Source organism: Mucilaginibacter sp. MD40, from assembly GCF_002288635.1.
Classification (GTDB): Bacteria; Bacteroidota; Bacteroidia; order Sphingobacteriales; family Sphingobacteriaceae; genus Mucilaginibacter.
On sequence record NZ_NRSW01000001.1, the window covers coordinates 1280509 to 1301308 of the forward strand.

At 46.0% G+C, this 20800-nt stretch carries 23 protein-coding genes; 9 read left to right on the plus strand and 14 right to left on the minus strand.

Annotation, left to right across the window (positions count from 1 at the left end):
* The first annotated feature begins 570 nt into the window (after nt 1-570).
* From rpiB to CKK33_RS05755, 4 genes are all read left to right on the plus strand, one after another.
* Nucleotides 571-1005, plus strand: a complete 435-nt coding sequence (rpiB, locus tag CKK33_RS05740) for a ribose 5-phosphate isomerase B (protein ID WP_095703188.1) — start codon at nt 571-573, stop codon at nt 1003-1005.
* Nucleotides 1006-1034: 29 nt separating this feature from the next.
* Nucleotides 1035-2615 carry a M28 family peptidase gene (locus CKK33_RS05745; protein WP_095703189.1) on the plus strand — a complete coding sequence of 527 codons (1581 nt, stop codon included), beginning with the start codon at nt 1035-1037 and terminating at the stop codon, nt 2613-2615.
* A 119-nt stretch (nt 2616-2734) separates the two neighbouring features.
* A complete protein-coding gene (locus tag CKK33_RS05750) occupies nt 2735-4117 on the plus strand; it encodes a LutB/LldF family L-lactate oxidation iron-sulfur protein (protein ID WP_095703190.1) in 1383 nt (460 codons plus the stop codon).
* Between the two features lie 12 nt (nt 4118-4129).
* Nucleotides 4130-4678 (plus strand): dihydrofolate reductase family protein, encoded by a 549-nt coding sequence (locus tag CKK33_RS05755; protein ID WP_095703191.1) that lies wholly within the window; start codon nt 4130-4132, stop codon nt 4676-4678.
* Here the strand turns inward: CKK33_RS05755 and CKK33_RS05760 are convergent, their stop codons facing one another.
* Entirely contained in the window at nt 4679-5527 is an 849-nt protein-coding gene (locus tag CKK33_RS05760) for a DUF4198 domain-containing protein (RefSeq protein ID WP_095703192.1), read from the minus strand.
* Nucleotides 5528-5585: 58 nt separating this feature from the next.
* Between CKK33_RS05760 and CKK33_RS05765 the strand changes: the two genes are divergently transcribed.
* Genes CKK33_RS05765 through CKK33_RS05775 form a run of 3 tightly spaced genes read left to right on the plus strand, consistent with a single transcriptional unit; the run spans nt 5586 to nt 8216 of the window.
* Nucleotides 5586-7562, plus strand: a complete 1977-nt coding sequence (locus tag CKK33_RS05765) for a thiamine pyrophosphate-dependent enzyme (protein ID WP_095703193.1) — start codon at nt 5586-5588, stop codon at nt 7560-7562.
* A gap of 11 nt (nt 7563-7573) precedes the next feature.
* Nucleotides 7574-7828 (plus strand): hypothetical protein, encoded by a 255-nt coding sequence (locus CKK33_RS05770; RefSeq protein WP_095703194.1) that lies wholly within the window; start codon nt 7574-7576, stop codon nt 7826-7828.
* Between the two features lie 10 nt (nt 7829-7838).
* Nucleotides 7839-8216 (plus strand): lysozyme inhibitor LprI family protein, encoded by a 378-nt coding sequence (locus tag CKK33_RS05775; protein WP_158223397.1) that lies wholly within the window; start codon nt 7839-7841, stop codon nt 8214-8216.
* Here the strand turns inward: CKK33_RS05775 and CKK33_RS05780 are convergent.
* The 10 genes from CKK33_RS05780 to CKK33_RS05825 all read right to left on the minus strand — a co-directional run bounded on the left by CKK33_RS05780 (nt 8213) and on the right by CKK33_RS05825 (nt 16455).
* Nucleotides 8213-8989, minus strand: a complete 777-nt coding sequence (locus CKK33_RS05780) for a hypothetical protein (protein WP_095703196.1) — start codon at nt 8987-8989, stop codon at nt 8213-8215. The genes CKK33_RS05775 and CKK33_RS05780 overlap by 4 nt on opposite strands.
* Nucleotides 8990-9103: 114 nt before the next feature.
* A complete protein-coding gene (locus tag CKK33_RS05785; protein ID WP_095705764.1) occupies nt 9104-10210 on the minus strand; it encodes an NADH:flavin oxidoreductase in 1107 nt (368 codons plus the stop codon).
* Between the two features lie 10 nt (nt 10211-10220).
* Nucleotides 10221-10520 (minus strand): helix-turn-helix transcriptional regulator, encoded by a 300-nt coding sequence (locus CKK33_RS05790; protein WP_095703197.1) that lies wholly within the window; start codon nt 10518-10520, stop codon nt 10221-10223.
* 130 nt (nt 10521-10650) lie between these two features.
* Nucleotides 10651-11634 (minus strand): pyruvate dehydrogenase complex E1 component subunit beta, encoded by a 984-nt coding sequence (locus tag CKK33_RS05795; protein ID WP_095703198.1) that lies wholly within the window; start codon nt 11632-11634, stop codon nt 10651-10653.
* 94 nt (nt 11635-11728) lie between these two features.
* Nucleotides 11729-12439 carry a peptidoglycan DD-metalloendopeptidase family protein gene (locus tag CKK33_RS05800; protein WP_095703199.1) on the minus strand — a complete coding sequence of 237 codons (711 nt, stop codon included), beginning with the start codon at nt 12437-12439 and terminating at the stop codon, nt 11729-11731.
* A 4-nt stretch (nt 12440-12443) separates the two neighbouring features.
* Nucleotides 12444-12821 carry a 30S ribosome-binding factor RbfA gene (rbfA, locus tag CKK33_RS05805; RefSeq protein ID WP_095703200.1) on the minus strand — a complete coding sequence of 126 codons (378 nt, stop codon included), beginning with the start codon at nt 12819-12821 and terminating at the stop codon, nt 12444-12446.
* 271 nt (nt 12822-13092) lie between these two features.
* Nucleotides 13093-14319, minus strand: coding sequence for an FtsX-like permease family protein (locus tag CKK33_RS05810; protein ID WP_095703201.1), 1227 nt, complete (start codon nt 14317-14319; stop codon nt 13093-13095).
* Between the two features lie 24 nt (nt 14320-14343).
* Nucleotides 14344-14979 (minus strand): MBL fold metallo-hydrolase, encoded by a 636-nt coding sequence (locus CKK33_RS05815; protein WP_095703202.1) that lies wholly within the window; start codon nt 14977-14979, stop codon nt 14344-14346.
* Between the two features lie 106 nt (nt 14980-15085).
* The gene (gene gldD, locus CKK33_RS05820) at nt 15086-15682 is read right to left on the minus strand and encodes a gliding motility lipoprotein GldD (RefSeq protein ID WP_095703203.1); all 597 of its coding nucleotides are present in this window, start codon (nt 15680-15682) and stop codon (nt 15086-15088) included.
* On the minus strand, nt 15658-16455 hold the full coding sequence (locus tag CKK33_RS05825; RefSeq protein ID WP_095703204.1) for a shikimate dehydrogenase: 798 nt from the start codon (nt 16453-16455) through the stop codon (nt 15658-15660). The genes gldD and CKK33_RS05825 overlap by 25 nt, the downstream gene beginning before the upstream one ends.
* A gap of 133 nt (nt 16456-16588) precedes the next feature.
* On the opposite strand from CKK33_RS05825, the gene CKK33_RS19460 reads away from it, so the two are divergent.
* Nucleotides 16589-16762 (plus strand): hypothetical protein, encoded by a 174-nt coding sequence (locus tag CKK33_RS19460; protein ID WP_158223398.1) that lies wholly within the window; start codon nt 16589-16591, stop codon nt 16760-16762.
* A 39-nt stretch (nt 16763-16801) separates the two neighbouring features.
* Here CKK33_RS19460 and CKK33_RS05830 read toward each other — a convergent pair whose 3' ends face one another.
* From CKK33_RS05830 to CKK33_RS05840, 3 genes are read right to left on the minus strand one after another with little or no spacing between them, the layout of a single operon-like run.
* Nucleotides 16802-17647 (minus strand): cupin domain-containing protein, encoded by an 846-nt coding sequence (locus CKK33_RS05830; protein WP_095703205.1) that lies wholly within the window; start codon nt 17645-17647, stop codon nt 16802-16804.
* Nucleotides 17640-18740, minus strand: coding sequence for a hypothetical protein (locus CKK33_RS05835; protein WP_095703206.1), 1101 nt, complete (start codon nt 18738-18740; stop codon nt 17640-17642). Before CKK33_RS05835 ends, CKK33_RS05830 begins: the two co-directional genes overlap by 8 nt.
* 11 nt (nt 18741-18751) lie before the next feature.
* The gene (locus tag CKK33_RS05840; RefSeq protein WP_198952444.1) at nt 18752-19399 is read right to left on the minus strand and encodes a methyltransferase domain-containing protein; all 648 of its coding nucleotides are present in this window, start codon (nt 19397-19399) and stop codon (nt 18752-18754) included.
* A gap of 155 nt (nt 19400-19554) precedes the next feature.
* Between CKK33_RS05840 and CKK33_RS05845 the strand changes: the two genes are divergently transcribed.
* A complete protein-coding gene (locus CKK33_RS05845) occupies nt 19555-20751 on the plus strand; it encodes a glycosyltransferase (protein WP_095703207.1) in 1197 nt (398 codons plus the stop codon).
* The last annotated feature ends 49 nt before the right edge of the window (nt 20752-20800 follow it).

Genomic DNA, 20800 nt, shown 5'->3' on the forward strand with positions numbered 1-20800 from the left:
AGCCTCACCCTGCCCTCTCCATAGGAGAGGGTTCAATAACGGCATCTTTATAAAGTCCTCTCCTTTGGAGAGGATTTAGGTGAGGCTGCCCTTGCAAATACGAAGTTTTGTAAAAGCAGAAATGTCATTGCGAGCGCCAGCGTGGCAATCCAACAAGCCTCACCCTGCCCTCTCCAGAGGAGAGGGTTCAATCGCAGCATCTTTACAAAATCCTCTCCTTTGGAGAGGATTTAGGTGAGGCTGCCCTTGCAAATACGAAGTTTTATAAAAACAGAAATGTCATTGCGAGCGTAGCAATCTTATAGGACAAGCAATCGTAAACTGCCTATGAGATTGCCACGTCGCCTCCGGCATCCTCGCAATGACACTGTTTTAAGTAATGTGGCAATCCAATAAGACTCACCCTGCCCTCTCCAGAGGAGAGGGCTCAATAGCAGCATCTTTACAAAGTCCTCTTCTTTGGAGAGGATTTAGGTGAGGCATTCATTATCCGATATTATCCTTACACAATATTGCTTTCCAACAAAATCTTTACCTTAGCCCACACAATAAAACAATAAATTTGAGCTGATGAAAAATGGGTTAAAGATAGCCATTGGGGCTGACCATGCCGGGTTTGATTTTAAGCAGGCCATACTGGGTATGTTTGATAACATTACCTTTAATGATTTCGGTACGTATTCCTCCGAATCTGCCGATTACCCGGATTTCGCGCATCTGGTAGCTAACGCTGTTGAAAGCGGCGAAGCCGATTTTGGGATATTGATATGCGGTAGCGCCAACGGTGTAGCCATGACGGCTAACAAGCACCAGCACATACGTGCCGCTATTTGCTGGAAACGCGATCTGGCAGTACCCGCACGCACCCACAACAATGCCAATGTGCTTTGCCTGCCCGCCCGCCACATGAGCCTGGATGAGGCGAAGGCTACTATCGAAACATTTTTAACCGAAGAATTTGAAGGCGGCCGCCATGCAAGGCGTGTCGATAAAATAAGTTGTTAACTATAAACTGACCAATTAGTAAAAATTAAATGAAAAAACTGACACTATGGGTTACGGGCCTGGCCATTTCGGCAACGGCCTGCGCGCAAAACCCGACAGCGGTAAAGTACGGTAGCCTCATTACCGCTGCCGATGCTAAAAGGCATCTGAGCATTTTGGCTTCTGATGAGTTTGAAGGCCGCGAAACAGGCAAGCCGGGCGCCGAAAAAGCGGCTAACTACATTGCCGCTGAATTTAAAAAATTAGGCTTGCAGGCACCGGTAAAGGGCTCCTACTTTTTAGATGTACCGCTGGTAGAAAATATGGTTACCGTTAGTCCGCTAACGCTTAACGGCCAGAGTTTCATGAACTGGAAAGACTTTGTTTACCAGGGCTCTGCAGAAACCAAAGTAAACAGCAACGAGGTGGTATTTGTAGGTTTTGGTACTGCCGATGAATTGGCAGGTACCGATATTGCCGGCAAAGTGGTGGTTTGGATAAATGAGGACAAGCCGGAAGCAGGCAAGGAAGCCAATACCGGTTACCGCATGAATGCTGCCCGCCAGGCCATTGTAAAAGCAATAATGGAGAAAAAGCCGGCTTTGGTGCTGGCTGTAAATGAAGGCTTAACCGCTGTGCTGGCACGCTTTAACGGCGTAAACCCAAGTGGTGCAGGTCGCCTTACTATTAAAAAAGCCACTGCTGATGAAAAGAAAGATACATCGGCCCCTTTATTTATGGTAACAGGCCCCGTGGCTGACGCCGCCTTAAAAGCAAGCGGTAAAAGCTATGCCGACCTTAAAGCCGCTGCTAAAGCAGGTAAACAAACGCAGGTAATTAAAGGTACCGCGGCGGTTACCATTAGCAGCACTACCAAAGATGTTAAGGCTGTTGATGTGTTAGGCTTTATGCCCGGAAGCGACCCTAAACTAAAAGACGAAGTACTGGTTTTTTCGGCCCACTATGACCATATTGGTTTAAACCTGCGCCCGGGCGCTACCGATAAGGTAAACAACGGTGCCGATGATGATGGTTCCGGTACTACCGGTATACTGGAGATAGCACGCGCTTTCTCACAGGCTAAAAAAGATGGCAAAGGCCCTCGTCGCAGTGTGCTGTTCCTGGGTAACGTAGGTGAGGAAAAAGGCTTGTTAGGCTCAGAGTACTATACCGATCATCCGGTATTTCCGCTGGCAAACACCATTGCCGATCTTAACATTGACATGATTGGCCGCGTTGGTGAAGAATACATTGGCAAGCCCGATTCTGCCAACTATGTGTATTCGATAGGTTCAAACATGCTGAGCTCCGATCTGCATAAAATTGGCGAAGAGGCCAATAACACTTATACCAAGATGAAACTGGACTATAAGTACGATGATCCGAACGATCCTAACCGCTTCTATTACCGTTCAGATCATTATAACTTTGCCCGTTACAACGTGCCAATTATCTTCTACTTTAATGGTGTACATGCTGATTATCATGCTCCCGGCGATGAAGTAAGTAAGATCAACTTCCCGCTGCTGGCGAAACGTGCGCAGCTGGCTTTCTATACCGGCTGGGAACTGGCTAACCGCGATAACCGCCCGGTAGTAGACAAGGCCGACGCGGCCAAAGGCACCCGGTAAGATATTTTCAACCTGTTTATAACAATAAGAGCGGCTCACGGGCCGCTTTTGTTGTTAACAAGGGCGGCATTTTTAAAGATATCGTAAAACTTTTATCAGCTTTATTTACTTTCGCATACATGGGGAACACGGCAGAAGAATTTTTGGCAGCATCGGAGCAAAAAGCGTTTGAGATTGACCATCGCCGTATTATCAACAAGAATATTGATAAGTACGGTGTGGCGTTTGAGCGTGGTAAAGAAGCGATGATCAATCTCGAGCACTCCAAAAAGAAGGGCCACGTAACCAAATGGCGGGTAATGGAAAACCTGGACAAGTTCCTGCCCGAGTTTGAATCAAATTTCCTCAAACGTGGTGGCAAGATAATATGGGCCAATGATGCTGATGAAGCCCGCCGCGAAATACTGCAAATTATACAAAAGGCGGGTGCCAGATCGGTTATCAAATCAAAATCAATGGCTACCGAGGAGATCCACCTCAACGCAGCCCTGCAGGAGAACGGTATAGAGGCCCTTGAGAGCGATCTGGGGGAGTATATTGTACAGTTGCTGGGGCAGGAGCCCTACCACATGGTAACGCCGGCCATGCACCTTTCTACCGAGGATATCGCTAAACTGTTTAATGAAAAATTCGGCAGCCCGTTAGACAGTACGCCCGAGCAGCTTACCCAAAAAGCGCGTGAGATATTACGAACAAAATATCTGCAGGCTGATGTAGGTATCACCGGGGCCAACTTCCTGATTGCTGATACCGGCAGCATTGCCATAAGCGAGAACGAAGGTAATGCCCGGCTAACTACCAGCTTTCCCAAGATACATATAGCGGTAGTGGGTATTGAGAAAATGATACCTTCTATTACCGACCTGGATACCTTTTGGCCCATGCTGGCTACGCATGGTACCGGCCAAAACCTTACGGTATATAACACCATACTGAGCGGCCCCCGCCAGCCGCACGAAACAGACGGCCCCGAAGAAATGTACGTAGTGTTGCTGGATAATGGCCGTACCAATCTTTTAGCGCAAAAAGACCAGCGGCAGGGCCTTTACTGCATACGCTGCGGCGCCTGTTTAAATGTTTGCCCGGTTTTCCAGAACATTGGCGGCCACACCTATGATTTTACTTATGGCGGCCCTATAGGTTCCGTTATTGCCCCGCATTTACAGGGCATGGAAAAGTTTAAACACCTGAGCTATGCCTCCAGCCTGTGCGGTAAATGTACCGAGGTGTGCCCGGTAAAAATAGATATCCATAAAATGCTGCTGCTTAACCGCCGCGACGCGGTAAAGGAAGGGCTTACCCCATTAAAAGAAAAATGGGGCTGGGCCATATGGACCAAAGGAATGCTCAAACGCAGCCTTACCGATTTTTTTGGTGGCAAAATGAAAAACCTTTTCATGCGTATCTTCTTTAAGAAAACCTGGGGCCATTACAAGGAAATGCCTAAGGTTGCCGAGAAATCCTTCAGTCAGTTATGGAAAGAAGGCCACCGGTCCGAATAAACCTGTTTTAACATGCGAAAAGTGATCATGAACCTGGCTGTAAGCCTGGATGGTTTTATTGAAGGCCCTAACGGGGAGTACGACTGGTGCTTTAACGATCAGGACTATGGTATGGAAGCTTTTTATAGCCATACCGATACCATGTTTATCGGCCGTAAAAGTTTTGAGGTGATACGTGCCGATCTCAACCTGTTCCCGGTGCCTAATATTTACGTATTCTCAGATACGGTTACTCCACTGGCGGGCGAAAATATAAAGGTAGTTAGCAAAGCTGGGTTTGATGCAGTAGTAAACGAGGTACTCAACGCGCCCGGCGGCGATATATGGCTGTTTGGCGGTGCCGAACTGATCGCGGAAATGATGAACAGGCGCCTGGTTACAGAAATGCTGCTGGCGGTACACCCCGTAATACTGGGTGGTGGCAAGCCCCTGTTTAACGGTATACAGCAAAGAGTAGATATGACCCTGCTGGATAGCAAGACCTATGATACCGGGTTGGTACAGTTGCGCTATACCCTAAGCCCCAAATTCGACCTCTCGCAGCTGCACCTGCTGGGTTAATCAGTGCTTATCGCCAAAGCCAAATTCCTTATAGGTATTTGGCTCATCATCGTGGTTCCTGAACGAGAAAATGTAGCTGGCCACCCATGATTCGTAATCGGCATCTTTACCTTTTGAAGCCTCAAACTTGGTAGCGCGTATCATGTAAATTCCCTCACGACTGATGTTAGCGTAAATTCTGCCGGAAGCATCGCTGGAAAGCTGTTGCGGGTACACATTGCCCGATGCGGTTTTAATGTACAGCCAAACCGGGCCCTCATAAGGTTTGCCCTTAAAGGTGACTGTAGCGGTTAGGTCTTCACCGTAGTTGAGTTTATACGGGTTCTTTTTTAGGGTGATCTCGAAATCGTCGCCAACAATTTTGTTGTAATCGTTGCCGCCGCCGTCGCCAACGGTAACCAGTGTTTTCAGGTAACGGTTATATTTCTCGGTAAAATTGAGCGCGTTACTGTTTTTTAGCTTCTCGGCAATATTATCATACCCCTGCTCGGTTAAAAAGGTCATGAAGTCTTCGCGGGGTATCTCGTTTATTTCGTTATTGTTGAGCGATACCAATATCAGTCCGTTGTTTTCAGGGCGGTAACTCAGTAAGGGTACGGCGTTATTCTTAATAGTTTTAGAAAGGTCGGTTGTTTTCTTACCTTCGTAAACCATGAGTTTAGTGGTTTGCTTTGCGGCGTAGGGTACCTCGCTATCCTTGCTCAGGTTTTCGCCCAGCAGCAGGTGCAGGCTCAGGGTATCGCCTTTTTTCAGGAAGAAGTGTTCGGGCATCAGGAAATGGTCGGGTACAAAGGCCATCAACACAAAAAAAACGAACAACAAGGCAATTCTGAGGTACAAATGCTTCATAGCGGAATAGTGGAATGTTCAAACATACAAAGTTTTAAAAACTTCTTAGCTTTACGTAATGATTTTTGACCGGAAAAATATCGACGACAACGGTTTGATAACGTTTTATAAGAAACTGTTATTGCCCCGGCTGGTCGAAGAAAAAATGCTGATACTACTGCGGCAGGGGCGTATCGGCAAATGGTTTTCGGGTATAGGGCAGGAAGCTATTGCCGTAGGCAGTACGCTCGCGCTTAATAATGATGAATATATACTGCCTATGCATCGCAATTTAGGAGTGTTTACCTCGCGCGATATCCCCATTTCCCGTTTAATGGGGCAGTGGCAGGGCAAGGCGTCGGGCTTTACCCGCGGGCGCGACCGCTCCTTTCATTTCGGAACACAAGAGTATAAGATCATTGGGATGATATCGCATCTGGGCCCGCAGCTGGCCCTTGCTGATGGTATAGCCCTTGCCGATAAATTAAAGAAAGATAAAAAGGTAACGCTGGTATTTACCGGAGAAGGCGCTACCAGCGAAGGCGATTTCCACGAAGCGCTTAACATTGCCGCCGTTTGGGACCTGCCGGTGATATTTTTGATAGAGAATAACGGCTATGGCCTGTCTACCCCAACCAATGAGCAGTACCGCTGCGCCACCCTTGCCGATAAGGCTATAGGCTATGGCATGGAAGGGCGCCGGATAGACGGGAACAACATCCTGGAGGTTTACCATACCGTTAATGAACTGGCCAAAGAACTGCGCGAACACCCGCGCCCGGTATTGCTGGAGTGCATGACCTTTAGGATGCGGGGCCACGAAGAGGCATCCGGAACCAAATATGTGCCCCAGCATTTGTTTGATGAGTGGAAACAGCGCGACCCGGTAGATTGCTTCGAGAAGTTTTTGCTGGACGAGAAAGTGCTGCGGCCCGAGTGGGTGCCCTTCTTACGCAAGGAGTTTACCACGTTGATTGACAATGAGGTAGAGAAAGTATTTAACGAACCGGACATCATACCCCATGAGCAAACAGAGGTGCAAAGCATGTATCGCTTGTTTAACCATCCGCGCCACCTGCCCGCCGAAACCTTTTCTGAGAAACGGTACATTGATGCTATAAGCGACGCGCTACGCCTAAGTATGCAGGCACACGCTAACCTGGTGTTGATGGGGCAGGATATTGCCGAGTATGGCGGTGCTTTTAAGATTACCCAGGGCTTTGTGGAGGAGTTTGGCAAGGATAGGGTACGTAACACACCTATTTGTGAATCGGGTATTGTGGGTACGGCCATGGGGCTGGCTATTAACGGCTACAAGTCGGTGGTAGAAATGCAGTTTGCCGATTTTGTAAGCTGCGGTTTTAACCAGATAGTGAACAACCTGGCTAAAACCTATTATCGCTGGGGGCAAACGGTAGATACGGTTATCCGCATGCCGGCAGGCGCGGGCACAGGCGCGGGGCCTTTCCATTCGCAGAGTAACGAGGCCTGGTTTACCAAAACACCCGGATTAAAAGTGGTTTACCCCGCTTTCCCTGATGATGCTAAGGGTTTGCTGATGGCCGCCATAAATGACCCCAACCCGGTAATGTATTTTGAGCATAAACTGTTGTACCGCAGCATTAATGGTATAGTGCCCGATGAGGAATATTACGTAGAAATAGGCAAGGCTAACGTTGTACGCAAGGGTACTAAAGCCAGCATTATCACCTATGGCCTCGGTGTGCACTGGGCCATGGAATACGCCGATAATCATCCCGACCAGTCTATTGAGATACTCGACCTGCGCAGCCTGCAACCATGGGATAAAGAAGCCGTTGAAAAAACGGTAAAGAAAACCTCAAAGGTACTGGTGCTGAATGAGGATACGCTCACCAGCGGTTTTGGCGGCGAAATAGCCGCCTATATAGGCGAGCACTGTTTCCAATACCTTGATGGCCCGGTAATGCGCTGCGCCAGCCTGGATACCGCCATCCCGATGAACAAGGCCCTTGAAGACCAGTTCCTGGCCAAAGCCCGTTTGGAAGAAATGATGGATAAATTATTGAAATTTTAGTATCTTCAAATATGATAACCCTCGATGAGCTATATGAAAATGATCCTATACAAAAGGTAATAGATGAAGGTGCCGGATGGGGAGCAGAACAGATGCTGAAAGCAGGAGTGCCTATATATTATCGTGATGAGCTTTACCCGGAGACTATGCAAGGTGAGCTTTTTGTAAAAGAATATTCAAGCGGTGCAAAGTTTATTGTACGTAAGTATCTCACGGAAGATTTGCGTTTACTGGAGGAAATAATACGCTCCATCAATGCTTTGTAAACCTGTAAAAATGTTTCACAAACTACTTCTGCCGTTTATAGTGGCTGTACTGTTCACCTGCACCCTGCATGCCCAGTCGGTTGATTGCTCTAATGCCAAAACGCAGTTGGAAATGAACCTTTGCGCGCAGAAGCAATTCGCGGCGGCTGATAAGGAGTTAAATGCACTCTACAAAACCTTAATGGGCCGGTTAGCGCCTGAACTAAAAACGGCTCTCACCTTATCGCAGCGCAAGTGGGTAGCTTTCAGGGACGAGGAGGCAAAAATATACGCGTTACTGTATGAGGGGGGCTCTATGGCGCCATTAGCGGTTTATAACTCTAAAACGCAAAGCACACAGGCCCGTATCAAACAGCTAAAAGATCTTGCCGAGGAAACAGACCATTAAGCTATGTTCAGCTTATCCAGGTAGGTATTCAGTTCTGCGTCGCCCATGCCATAGATGGATTCGGTTTTCAAGAATTCCTTGTGGATGAGATGCCGGTCGGTTATACCGCTGTTGTAAATATCCAGTAACCTTTGCGCAATATAATTATGCCCTTCGCTGTTGGTTTGCAGGCGTTTTAACTGGGCTCCCAGTGCCGGTTTTAACGCGGTCATATTTGCCCAGAACCGCTCTTTGGTCAGCCAGTCCGCTAAGGCCTTTGCATCCTGCATCAAATAAATATCCCATGCCTCGGTAGCCAGTTCAATATCGTAATCGCTTAGCTGCACGCGGATGTTATCATACAGGTATTCCAGTTCGTCGCCGTTGAGTTCACCCATCCCTCTGAAATCAGGCTTATCGGGGTAGCTATCAGGGCAGATCAGATAAACCGCCCGCTCATTAAGGTTTGTTTGTTGCGATAGCAGCATGATTACGCCCAGTAGGTTCACCTGGCAGTGCAGGTCGAACTCAAACCACAGGTTGATCTCGGAGTACGGGCTATTGAGTTTCTCCAGCGGCTGTATCACTTTCTCCTCATATCCCTCAGGTGTTTCATCAAAGGTTGATGTAATCCACGCTTCTCTTTGCTTCCAGAACGCGGCAGTGCCTATACGCTCCATCAATGGGCCTTCAGACAGTACCTCGCGCCAAATTAATATATCACCATCAATGCCGGTACTTTCAAAGCCGTACAGGGTAGCGTCGCCGTTTAAAATATGCAGTATGTTGCTCATGACTATTCTTTAGCAGTTTATGGGCCAAAAACTTAAGGCAAGTTAACTATAAAGCTTTAAATATGATGATGCGGTTAAACAAGCACGGCTCCGATAAAGGAGCCGTGCTTATTATTATTCCATTACCAACTGGCCAAGCGCGGCCGGGCTAAAGCCCTTGAGTTGCTCGTTGTGGCCCTGGTGTACCTTTTTGGTCCATTGCGGGTCTGATAACAGCGGGCGGCCCACCGCTACCAAATCAAAATCGCCGCGGTCATACCTTCTCAGCAGTTCGTCTAAAGAACTGGCCTGTGAGCTTTCGCCGGCAAAAGCGCCAAAGAAATCGCCCGACAAGCCAACCGAACCTACCGTAATGGTGGCCTTGCCGGTAAGCTTTTTGGCCCAGCCGGCAAAGTTAAGATCGCTGTCGGTAAACTCAGGTTCCCAGAAACGGCGCTGCGAGCAGTGGAAAATATCAATACCGGCATCGGCAAGCGGGGTAAGCCAGGCTTCCATTTCCTGAGGGGTAGCTGCCAGTTTGTTATCATATGCAGAAGGCTTAAATTGCGAAAGGCGTATAATAACGGCAAAATCGTCCCCAACACGTTTACGCACTTCTTTAATTACTTCTATGGCAAAGCGGCTGCGCTCAGGTAAGGTTTTACCTCCATAGCTATCTGTACGCAGGTTGGTACCTTCCCAAAAGAACTGGTCAATGAGGTAGCCATGCGCGCCGTGTATCTCTACGCAATCAAAACCCAGTTGTTTGGCATCTGCCGCGGCCTGGCCAAAAGCGGCTATCACGTCGGCAATGTCGCTTTCGGTCATGGTTTTGCCGTTGTTGTTGCCGGGGCGGTTAATGCCTGAAGGGCCTTCGAAAGGTACGGGAGGTACCCAGCCCGAAGCATGGTTGTCCATTACACCCATATGCCATATTTGCGGGCCCATAGCACCACCGGCCTCGTGTACGTTATTAATTACCTGCTGCCATCCGGCTAAGGCTTCCGTTCCGTAAAAATGCGGTACGTTGGCATCGTTAGATGATGACGGCCTATTGATCACGGTACCTTCTGATAGTATCAAACCTACTTCGCCTTCGGCGCGTTTGCGGTAATAAAGGGCTACATCCTCTGTAGGTACGCCGTTTGGAGAGAATGACCGCGTCATGGGGGCCATTACAATGCGGTTTTTAATATTTAATGATTTTAGGCTGAAAGGCCTGAATAAACTGTCGGTATTCATAAGTATATAATTAGATATCTGCTTCAATTAATTTGCTCAGTGCCTTAAAGGCTTCCTCGTTACGTTTGTAATAGGTCCATTGCCCTACCCGTGTAGAGGAGATGAGGCCCGCGCGCTGCAGGCTGGAAAGGTATTCGGATACGGTAGATTGGGTAAGGCTGCTTTTGGCATGTATCTGGCCTACGCATACGCCATTGGCATAACCATTTTGCGCCTGTGCGGGGAAATGTACTTCCGGATCTTTGAGCCAGCTCAAGATCTGCAAACGGGTTTTGTTGGAAAGTGCCTTAAATACTTCTACCTGATCCATGATGCAAATATATATCGGTTATTCCCGATATGCCAATAATGGAAGTAGGATATGACAGTGTGCTGATAGAGGGTAATAAAAAAAGCCGCTTCAATTGAGTTGAAGCGGCTTTGTATAAGGGTTGTTAAGCTTATTTAGCTACGTACATTACTTCTTTTACAGCTTTTACCAGGCGCTCGGCATTTGGCAGGTACTCCTGGATAAGGGTTGGCGCATATGGCAGTGGTACATCGCCGCCGGTTAAGCGCAGGATAGGCGCGTCAAGATAGTCAAACGCGTCTTTTTGCACCTTAAAGGCTACCTCGGTAGCAATTGAACCTAAAGGCCAGCTTTCTTCTACAATAACTAAGCGGTTGGTTTTCTTAACCGATTCAATTACGGTAGCGTAGTCAATAGGGCGTACGGTGCGCAGGTCGATCACTTCGGCGCTGATGCCTTCTTTTTCCAGCTCAGCAGCAGCGGCATTAACCACTTTCATGATCTTACCGAAACCAACCAGGGTAACGTCAGTACCTTCTTTGGTTACTTTCGCTTTACCTAATTCAATATAGTAAGTTTCTTCAGGCACTTCGCCTTTGTCGCCATACATTAATTCTGATTCCATGAAGATCACCGGATCCGGATCAAGGATAGCTGATTTCAACAGGCCTTTCGCGTCATAAGGGTTTGAAGGTACTACTACCTTTAAGCCCGGGCAGTTGGCATACCAGTTCTCAAAACACTGGCTGTGTTGTGAGCTAAGCATACCGGCATTACCAGTAGGGCCACGAAATACGATAGGTACCGAGAACTGGCCACCGCTCATTGACATCATTTTGGCAGCGCCGTTAATGATCTGGTCAATAGCTACCAATGAGAAGTTGAATGTCATGAACTCGATGATAGGGCGCAGGCCGTTCATGGCCGAGCCTATACCTATACCGGCAAAACCCAACTCAGAGATAGGTGTATCAATAACGCGCTTAGCGCCAAATTCATCAAGCATACCCTGGCTTACTTTGTAGGCACCGTTATATTCGGCAACCTCTTCGCCCATCAGGTATATATTCTGATCGTTGCGCATTTCTTCCGACATGGCTTCACGTAGCGCTTCTCTGAATTGTATTTCTCTCATTATATTATTAAAATGAAGTTTTTTGCGATGGCAAATATAAGCACTAATGTGTAAAATGCAATCAGTTATGTATGCATAATAAAGGTGTTACATTTTACGCCCAGGTTTGCACGTAGGGGGCAAAATTCAGTATCACTTCAGGATCGGGGATATTTTGCTCATATTCGCTTAAGCGGCTGTAATAACCCACGCCCGGGTAATCGCCTCTGGCATCGCCAATATTCAGCATCAACTGGAAATGCAGGTGCGGCGGCCAGCTGCCATTTTCACCGGCATCACCAAAGGTACCAATAGGCTGGTTCTTTTGTATCACCATACCATTGTGCAAGCCCTCCAGGCTTTTGCGGCTCAAATGCCCGTATAAACTGTACAGCGTAAATTCGGTAAACTGGTGCTGCAGGATAATGGTTGGGCCGTAATCGCCAAAGTGGTTATTATCTGCAAAGCTGTGTATGGTACCTGCTACAGGGGCATAAACGATTGTACCTGCCGGCCCCCAAATATCTACCCCGAGGTGCAGGCGGCGGGGTTCGCCTTCCGCGTTAAATAACTGGCTACGGGTATAAACAGCCCGGTGTTCCATATACCCGCCAATAGCATAGCGGCATTTATTTACAGCAAGGCATTGATTTACCCATTCGCTAAAAGCGGCGGTATCTGCTAAAAGTTCCGGCGTAAGTTCGGTGTTAGACAAGGTGAGATCCAACGGATACAACTTATCGTACACCGGGTCGAGGTCTACCACCTTGCCAAACGTGGCCGGGTTTTCCTTCACGTAAGCTGCCAGCTTTTCGATAGCGGTCATGAGCTTAGTTTTCGTCCGTATCCGGCTGGCGGTCTTCCTTGCTTATCTTATCAAATATCTTGTCCATACGCTCCACGTATTCGTTGGTATCATCAACAAAGAACTCGAGTTGAGGGATAACCCTTACCTGGTCTTTGATACGCGCGCCTAACTTGTAGCGTATCTCTGATGCGTGCGACTTTACAGTTGCCAGCGATTGCTGTGTATTAGTATGATTAAAAAAGCTGAGGAACACACGGGCGATAGCCAGGTCGGGTGTAACGCGCACTTTTGTAATGGTTACCAAAGTATTGGGCAGATAGTTCTGGCCCTCGCGCTGAAAAATGGCTGCCAGGTCTTCCTGGATCACCCCTGCAAATTTTTGCTGACGTTTAGATTCCATAATATTGTAACGCCCTGCGGGCGATTGAGTTTTATTAATTATTTGAGCCGGGCAATGCCTAAAGCTATCATTTTATTTTAATAGTTGCTCACGGTCCGACTCACCCCGACATCGCTTGCGCTCGTCGACCCTCTCTTCGCTGCGCGAAAAGAGGGTGAGAAAAATTGCCTCTTATACCTTCTTTGCTGATCGCAGCAGAGAGGGTGGTCCAGCGTAGCGCAGACCGGGTGAGTCAATGTTTGCCAGACTTCAGACCAAAGACTACTCGACTTTACAAGTCTTTCTTTATCTCATCCAGCCGCTTTACGCTCAGCCGCGCGCTGATACCCGACGCGATAACCGATATGGCTAATACCGTAAAAAATACCAGCACAAAATCGGTAGGTTTAAAAGCCACCGGGTAGGCATCCAGTACCGAAAGGCTCGACCCCATTTTGATCAGCTTAAAATGCTGCTGAGCCAAACACACCAGGCTGCCCATGATGATACCGCCTATGCAGCCGATAAAGGAGATCATCATCCCCTCGAAAAAGAAAATGCCCTGTATGAGCGGTTTGCCGGCACCCAGGCTGGTAAGTATGGCAATATCTTTTCGCTTATCAATTACCAGCATGGTAAGCGAGCCCACAATATTAAATAAAGCGATAATGAGCACAAAAACCAGTATCATGAATATAGACCAACGCTCGTAGTTGATGGTTTTATACAAGCCGGTATTTTGCTGTTTGCGGTTTTTAACCGTGTATTTGTTGCCTATTTTTTCGATTATGTTATCCTGTATCTCCTCTATATCAGTGCCTTTTTTAAAGTTGATCTCGAGTGATGATACCCGGTTGGGTTCTTCGAGCAGGTCGCGGGTAAACTCCAGGGGAGTAATAATGATATCGTCGAAATCCTGCTGTATGCCAAAAACCCCCGATGGCTGTATGGAGCGGAACACAAAATCATTCATGGGATTGGTAGAGTTACCCGCCGTACGCTTGGGCGAGTATACCTGTAACGCTATAAACTGGTTTTTAAGGCTTACGCCGAGGCTACCCTGCACGGTAGCGCCAATTACGGCATAGTCGGTGCCTCTGTCTTTTAAAGTGAAGGAACCAAACTGTATGGTGCTATCCAGTTGGCGGCCTTTTAAAAAATCGTCGCTTACACCCTTAACAGTACCGATGAACGAACGTTCGGCATATTTAATAAGCGCTTTTTCTTCCAGCACTTCGGTGAATGAAACAATGCTTTTATCTTTTTTGAGCGACAGAAAGTAAGGCTCATCGGGGTTAAAGGTTTTGCCGAGTTTGGGCTCTATCTTTAGTTCGGGCGTGAAATTACTGTACAGCTTCAGGATCACCTCTTCCAGCCCATTAAAAACGGAAAGGATGATAATAAGCGCGGCACTCCCTACCAATACCCCCAGCATGGATATACCGGAGATAATGTTAATGGCGTGGGTCTGTTTTTTGGAGAACAGGTATCGCCGGGCTATGTAAACCGAGGTGTTCAAATTAAGCTGCTTGCCTTTAATAACTTATAAATACGGATTATGTTGTTTTTCGAAACCGATGGTGGTTTCGGGGCCGTGGCCGGGGTATACGGTACAATCATCCGGCAGGACGAATAGTTTTTCTTCAATACTTTTTACCAAAGTGGAATAGTCGCCGCCCGGCAGGTCGGTGCGGCCAATGCTGCTGCGGAAAAGCACATCGCCGCCTATCAGCATATTGGCTTGCTTATCGTAAAAGCATAAACTGGCGGGCGAATGCCCCGGCGCGAAGATCAGCTCCAAAGTAGTGTTGCCAAAGGTAATGGTGCCGGTTTCCGGTAAATAAGTATCCGGTATGGGGGAGGCATCATACCTGAACCCCATGGCCGGCGCGTAAGCCACCACAGCGGCCAGCGTTTCCGATTCGCCCTCGTTAAATTGTGGTTTTAATCCATACTGGTCAAATACAAAGCGGTTACCCAGCACATGGTCTATATGGCAATGGGTATTCAGCAGCAATACGGGCTTAAGCTGGTTATCCTTAATGAAATTTACCACGGCGTCCTGCTCAGGCCGGGTGTACATGCCGGGGTCGATGATAGCGCACTCGCCGGTTTCATCATAAATGATGTAGGTGTTTTCCTGGTAAGGGTTATTTACAAACGATTGTAATTTGGCCATGCGGCAAAGGTAGGGTATTAAGGTGAAAGGTTAAAGGCGGAAGGCGAAAGGTCACGAAACTCGGAAAAACCCTTAACCCTTTGCCTTTCGCCTTTAACCTTAAAAACTATCGCCACTTAAAGCTTTTGATCATTACATCCACATCTTTCTTGATAAAGTTGAGCACGGGTTGTATGGAATCGAGCCTGGGTTCGGAATTGAAGTACAGTGCCCCGCGCAGGTAATGGTGGGTACTATCGGTTAAAAAAAACTGCGCCGATGAAGCCGCGTTACCATCAATGGTGTAATAAATGCCGTAAACCTTACGATCAGGGTAGCTGATGCGCCCTTCGTCTATAGAAGTGGCCTTAACGGTATGTTTAAAGCTGAGCTTGTGCGCGTCTTCTACCAGTTGGTTAAATTCCTTTTTAGAGGTAACCGGCTGGTAGCTCAGGTGCAGCGTGGCGTTAAACTGCGGAAACTGGATATTTTGCCAGCAGGGTTTAGCCCCCGGAGAGCGGTCGGGTTCTATTTTGCTGTATTTAGGATATTCAAAGGTAAAAGGGCAGCCTTCACTGTAAGGCTGGTATACCTTTTTCGGGAATTCAATACGGAAATAGCCCCTCGGCTTGGGCGAAAAATCGTTATTGCCCCCGCAGGCGGTAAATACCAGCGCGATGAGCGCTATCCACAAAAAGTTTATTTTACGGTATTGGAGTTCCATATTTCCCATGCTTTTTCGGCCTGTAATACTAACATTTCATAACCATTTTTAATGGTGGCGCCGCGCTCTTTGCCCTTCTTCAAAAATAATGTTTCTTCGGGGTTGTAAACCAGGTCAAACAAAAGATGCTTGTGGCCTACACCTTCATAAGGGATGGGCGGGCACTCATCAACATTAGGATAAGTACCCAGCGGGGTGGTATTAATGATGAGTTTATTATCCTCAATATCCTTTACGGTAAGTTCGCTGAACAGTAAATTGCCGGGAGCGGGCTTGCGGGTTACGGTTTTGTAAGTAATGCCCCGGTTCTCCAGCACGCATTTAACGGCGCGCGCCGCGCCACCATCGCCCAGTATAAGGGCGGTATCATGGTTTTGAGTAAGCAAAGGGTTAAGCGAACCGTCGAAACCATAAATATCTGTGTTGTGGCCTTCGAGCCAAAGATCGTCATTGTTAAAGGCTAACTCGCCTGAAAAAGCAGTTGATACAGGACTTTGCGAAACCACCTTGATACAGTTTACCGCTCCCACACGCTTGGCATCGTGCTCAATCCAGTCGAGGTGTTTTAACACACTTACCTTGTGGGGGATGGTTACGTTTAAGCCACACAAATACGGGTTTTTATGCAGAAGTTTTGGCAGATCGTCGATATTTTCTAAGGGGTAAAGTTCGTAAGTGCAGTCTTCAATGCCTTCTTTCTCGAATTTTTCGGTAAAGTATTTTTTTGAAAAAGAGTGCGAAAGCGGGTAACCGATGAGGCCCAAATGTTTCATTGCCGTAATATTATGCCGCGGCAGCAAAAAACCGCCGCGGCTGTAATATTAGCAACAAAGAAGCACGTTTTAAAATTTATTGAGATACGTTGACTGGAATAGATATCTTTCTATTTTTACATAAAAAAACTGCATGAAAAAAATTCAATTATCGGCTTTTATCGGGAAAGAGGTTGAGCCCGTTAAGGTTTTAAAGCGAGAACAATTAAGGAAAGTTTGGGGTGGAAACGATGGCGGAACTCCAACGAACCCTAATGACGCGAATGGTGGGCCTCAATTCCCGGATACTACAAAGCCTAAGCCCTAAGATTAATAAAGGGATGCACATACTGGGCATCCCTTTTATTTAAAATTCTAAATTGTCTAAAAAAGATTTTACCATCTTTAAATATTCATCACTTGTTTCTTTTTTGGCTATATCTGTTGGGGTAAATATCTGCTGTGAGAGTATTTCCTCGTTTTTAATACTGCTTAAGGCGCTCCTGAACACATCCGCCCACGTATCGGGAAAAAGGCCTAACGTAAGGTGTACCGAAGATTCTTTAACTGTTACTGCTTCATGAACCATTCCTCTTGGTATATAAAGCAAATCTCCCGGCAAAAGTTCTATTACTTTACAGGGTTCAATTCCTTCGTAATTAAGCTGTTTGTAAGACTCGCTTAGTATTGGTTGTTTCTTGTTGATATCATATAGGTTCCAGGTTTTTTTTCCGTATAACTGAAGTATTACTACATTGTGATTGTCGTAATGCGCGTTAAAGCCTTTCGCATTCTCAGGAGTAATAAAAATGTTTGTTTCCGTTCTGAAGTTTAGCAATCTTTCTAACTCAGCTGTAAAATTTGATAAACTTTCAAGGCTATACTTCATTCTTTGCAACACAATGGTCGCGCCCTCATAAAAGCAATTAAACAGTTTATCAGTATTAATGATGGGTGCTGCAAAAGAATCTTCTGCAATATCTATGTCTGTGTATTCGATAAATGGTAATTCTAAACCATTACGCGCTACTCTGATTGATGGAAACCGGGTGTCTTGCTTTGATAAAAAATGATTGATGTCTTTTAAATCAATTATGTTTTTATAATAGTCAGCATCATTCCTTTTGATATTTAGAAACGCCTGGTCCCAATATTCGTTAAAAAATTGTTTGTCAGGTATTGGCGACAGTATAAAATTAAAAAGATTATTCATTATTAATTTTTAACAAACCTTTCTCGATCAGTACTTCTATAAATTTTATATCATTTTCTTCAACAGTCAAAGCTTCTCTAACAGTTAGTCTGCCAACGGCCACAATTTTTTCTACAATATCATATTGAGCTTTATTAATAAATAAGCTGTTATTGGTAAGTTTCAAAAGTGCATAATTATCGGGATCTCCGATCAATATTTCAGTAGCCGGCACTTGTCTTATCGCCACTATGGTTTCAGATGAGATAGACTTTAATTGAAGGTAATCGAAGAACCTGTCAGACTGATCTACATAATTTATTGTAATGCAATTTTTTTCGATCGTATTTTTAAAAACTAAGCCAGCTTCGTTTTCTATGAGATTTTTAATCTCCTCTAATTTTTCAGAAAAGTCATGATCACAAAATTGGGGAATAATAGATTCGCGAATAATGCTGTAATTTTCAATTACATGTTCCAATGTATCGCTTAGTAAATTATAAAATGTGGGTGTATTTAAATGCAGTTGAAGGATTATAACATCTTCGCTAACTGCTGAATAAGCTATTTCTTCCTCACTAATATATAACAAGTCGCCGGCGGCTAAGTGTTTAAAATCTGTATCATCTGTTTGAGCAGATAAAATGCCTGAAATAATTAAGTGAAGGCAATTTTTGGTATTTCTAAGAATCGTATCTCCTTTTTTTACTGGAATAAGAAAAAGTGAGATATCAATACAGGTATTGAATTCCTTTACAAGCCCAAATTGGCATTTTCTAACGCCGGAAAAACTTTTTTCAGGATTTTTTATACAAATAATTTCACCATTCTTATAGTGTTCAAGCAGTGCAGGCGGATAAACGAGCCTCTCGTTGGTAAATTGTCTCGCTTCAATAGGTTTTGCATACTCATCTATGGGTATAATACTCTCAAGCAGGCTAACGTCGGAAAAGCGGAGGTCTCTTCGTTTAAAAAAGCTTTCAATCTGTTCTTTACAGATGATGGTGTTGTAATAGGAATTATCATTACGCTGAATCAATAACGTCTTTTTGCCCCAAAAATCAGTGCGAAAAAGCTCGATATCAATTGAGCCTAATAAATGCCTAAATGTCATCGCTTAACGCTTTACTTAATACATTCAAATTTAACTACCAGTTCCCAGCGTTTTGGGTTTTCAACCAGTTTAAACATAGGGTCGGCCGAGTCATTGAACTCGCAACGGCGAATGTTGGTAAAACCTGCATCGCGTAACTCTTTTTCGGTAGATTCCCAGTCCCAAAGCCAAAGGTGTTCCAGGTAGCCAAACAAATGTTTGGTAACCGCCTTAAAGCTGCGCGGCCTTACTTCAACACCCATCATCATCCGTTTGATCAGGCGGATGGATGCTTCCGGGTCATGCTTTACATCTTTATCGGTAATATAATCGCGTACCAATACTTCCAGGTCGGGCATAATTATCCTGAAAATACCGCCGGGTTTCAGCATTTTATAGGTATTGCGTAACGCTATCCTGAAATGTTCCAGCGACATATGTTCCAGCACGTGCGAGCAGTACACGCCATCGGCAGTGTTATCCTTTATCCCTGGCAGGCCTTTGGTAATATCGCCGTACTGCACATTTTTATCAAAAACCTGCCCCAGGCTGTTCTTAAGCAGGTAGCCGATCACCGGCGTATTCTGGATCACCAGGGTAGGCGAAACATCAAAGTTTTTCCATTCAGGAGGTGCGGTTTGTCCGCAACCGTAGTGCACGTACAATTTATTATCAGGCATGGTGTATGGGTAGTTATGCGGTTTTAAAGGTAGGGGAAAAATTATAGATAATTTTAAAGCATATCTTATATTTTTAACAAAAATTAAGCTTTTTGCGCATCAAATAGTTTAAGTACCACGTTAAAAAGGTAGTTTAGACACTCACAAAAACATCCATGTTAAAAAACCGAAACATACTTTGCATCAGCGGTACCGAGTGGAATGGTAATTACATTAAGGCCGTGGTAGAGTTAATGAAAGTATTATCGGTGGGTAACAGGGTGCTTTTTGTAGAGAATGCTTATACCTACAAGGATGCCCTGCTTGGCGTTAACAATAAGGATAAGATAGATTTTAAAAAAGTTTTCGGGTTAAGGAGCCGCATCAGGCAGGTGCAAACCGAAGGCGGCGGCGTGGTGCATGTACTGTTTCCGCCGTTGGTTTTCCCGGTGAGCTTTTTACCGGAAGGAGCCCTTTACAGTAACCTGCTAAAGTTTAACGGATGGCTGCTGCGAAGGACGGTAAAAAAGGCCTTGAAGCGGCTCCATATGCAAGAGGAGCTGATCAACTTTACCTCCTTTAACCCCGGTATGGGCGTAATGACAGGGCGAAAATTCAATGAAAAAACACTTATTTACCATTGTTATGATGAGATAAAAGGCGCCGCGGCGTGGCTTAGCCGGCACGGGCTGCGCCTGGAAGCCCTGTTCATGAAAATGGCCGACGCGGTAATTGTTACCTCGCAGGGGCTGTATGAGAGCAAAAAGGACGGCAGCAAACAATGCTACATTGTAAAAAACGCCGTAAAGGTTGACCTGTTTAAAAAGGGGTTCAAAAGTGAGCCCGATACTTCTAAAACCATTGTAGGTTATGTAGGCACTATTGATGAACGCAGCAACTACGATATACTGGAACATTTGTTTACCCATATGCCCGATGCGCAATTTGTATTTGTTGGTCGCATCCTGAGCGAGCGGGGCTTAAATATCCTTAAAAAGTACCCCAATGTGAAGGTAGAGGGAGCAAAGCGCCCCGAGGAATTACCGGCCTACCTGCAAACGTTTAGCGCAGGTATTATCCCCTTTGTTAAGGACGACCTCACCAGTGGTATTTACCCCATGAAAATAAACGAATACCTGGCCGCAGGGCTGCCGGTAGTGAGTACCAATTTTGGAGACATGAGCGATTTTGCCGGCCTGGTGAAGATAACCGACGAAAAGGAGGATTTTTTAAACGCTTTAAAAGAGGAGATCGCTCAGGATAATGCCGCCAAAAGGGCATCGCGCTTAAAAATGGCCGAAAGCAATACCTGGGAAAAGCGGGCGGGAGAACTGTCTGACGTAATTGAGCGGGTAGAAGCAGGGCTGCAATAAAGCCGTTGCCATACCGGTAATTTCGCTACTCCGAAAAAAATGCGTTATT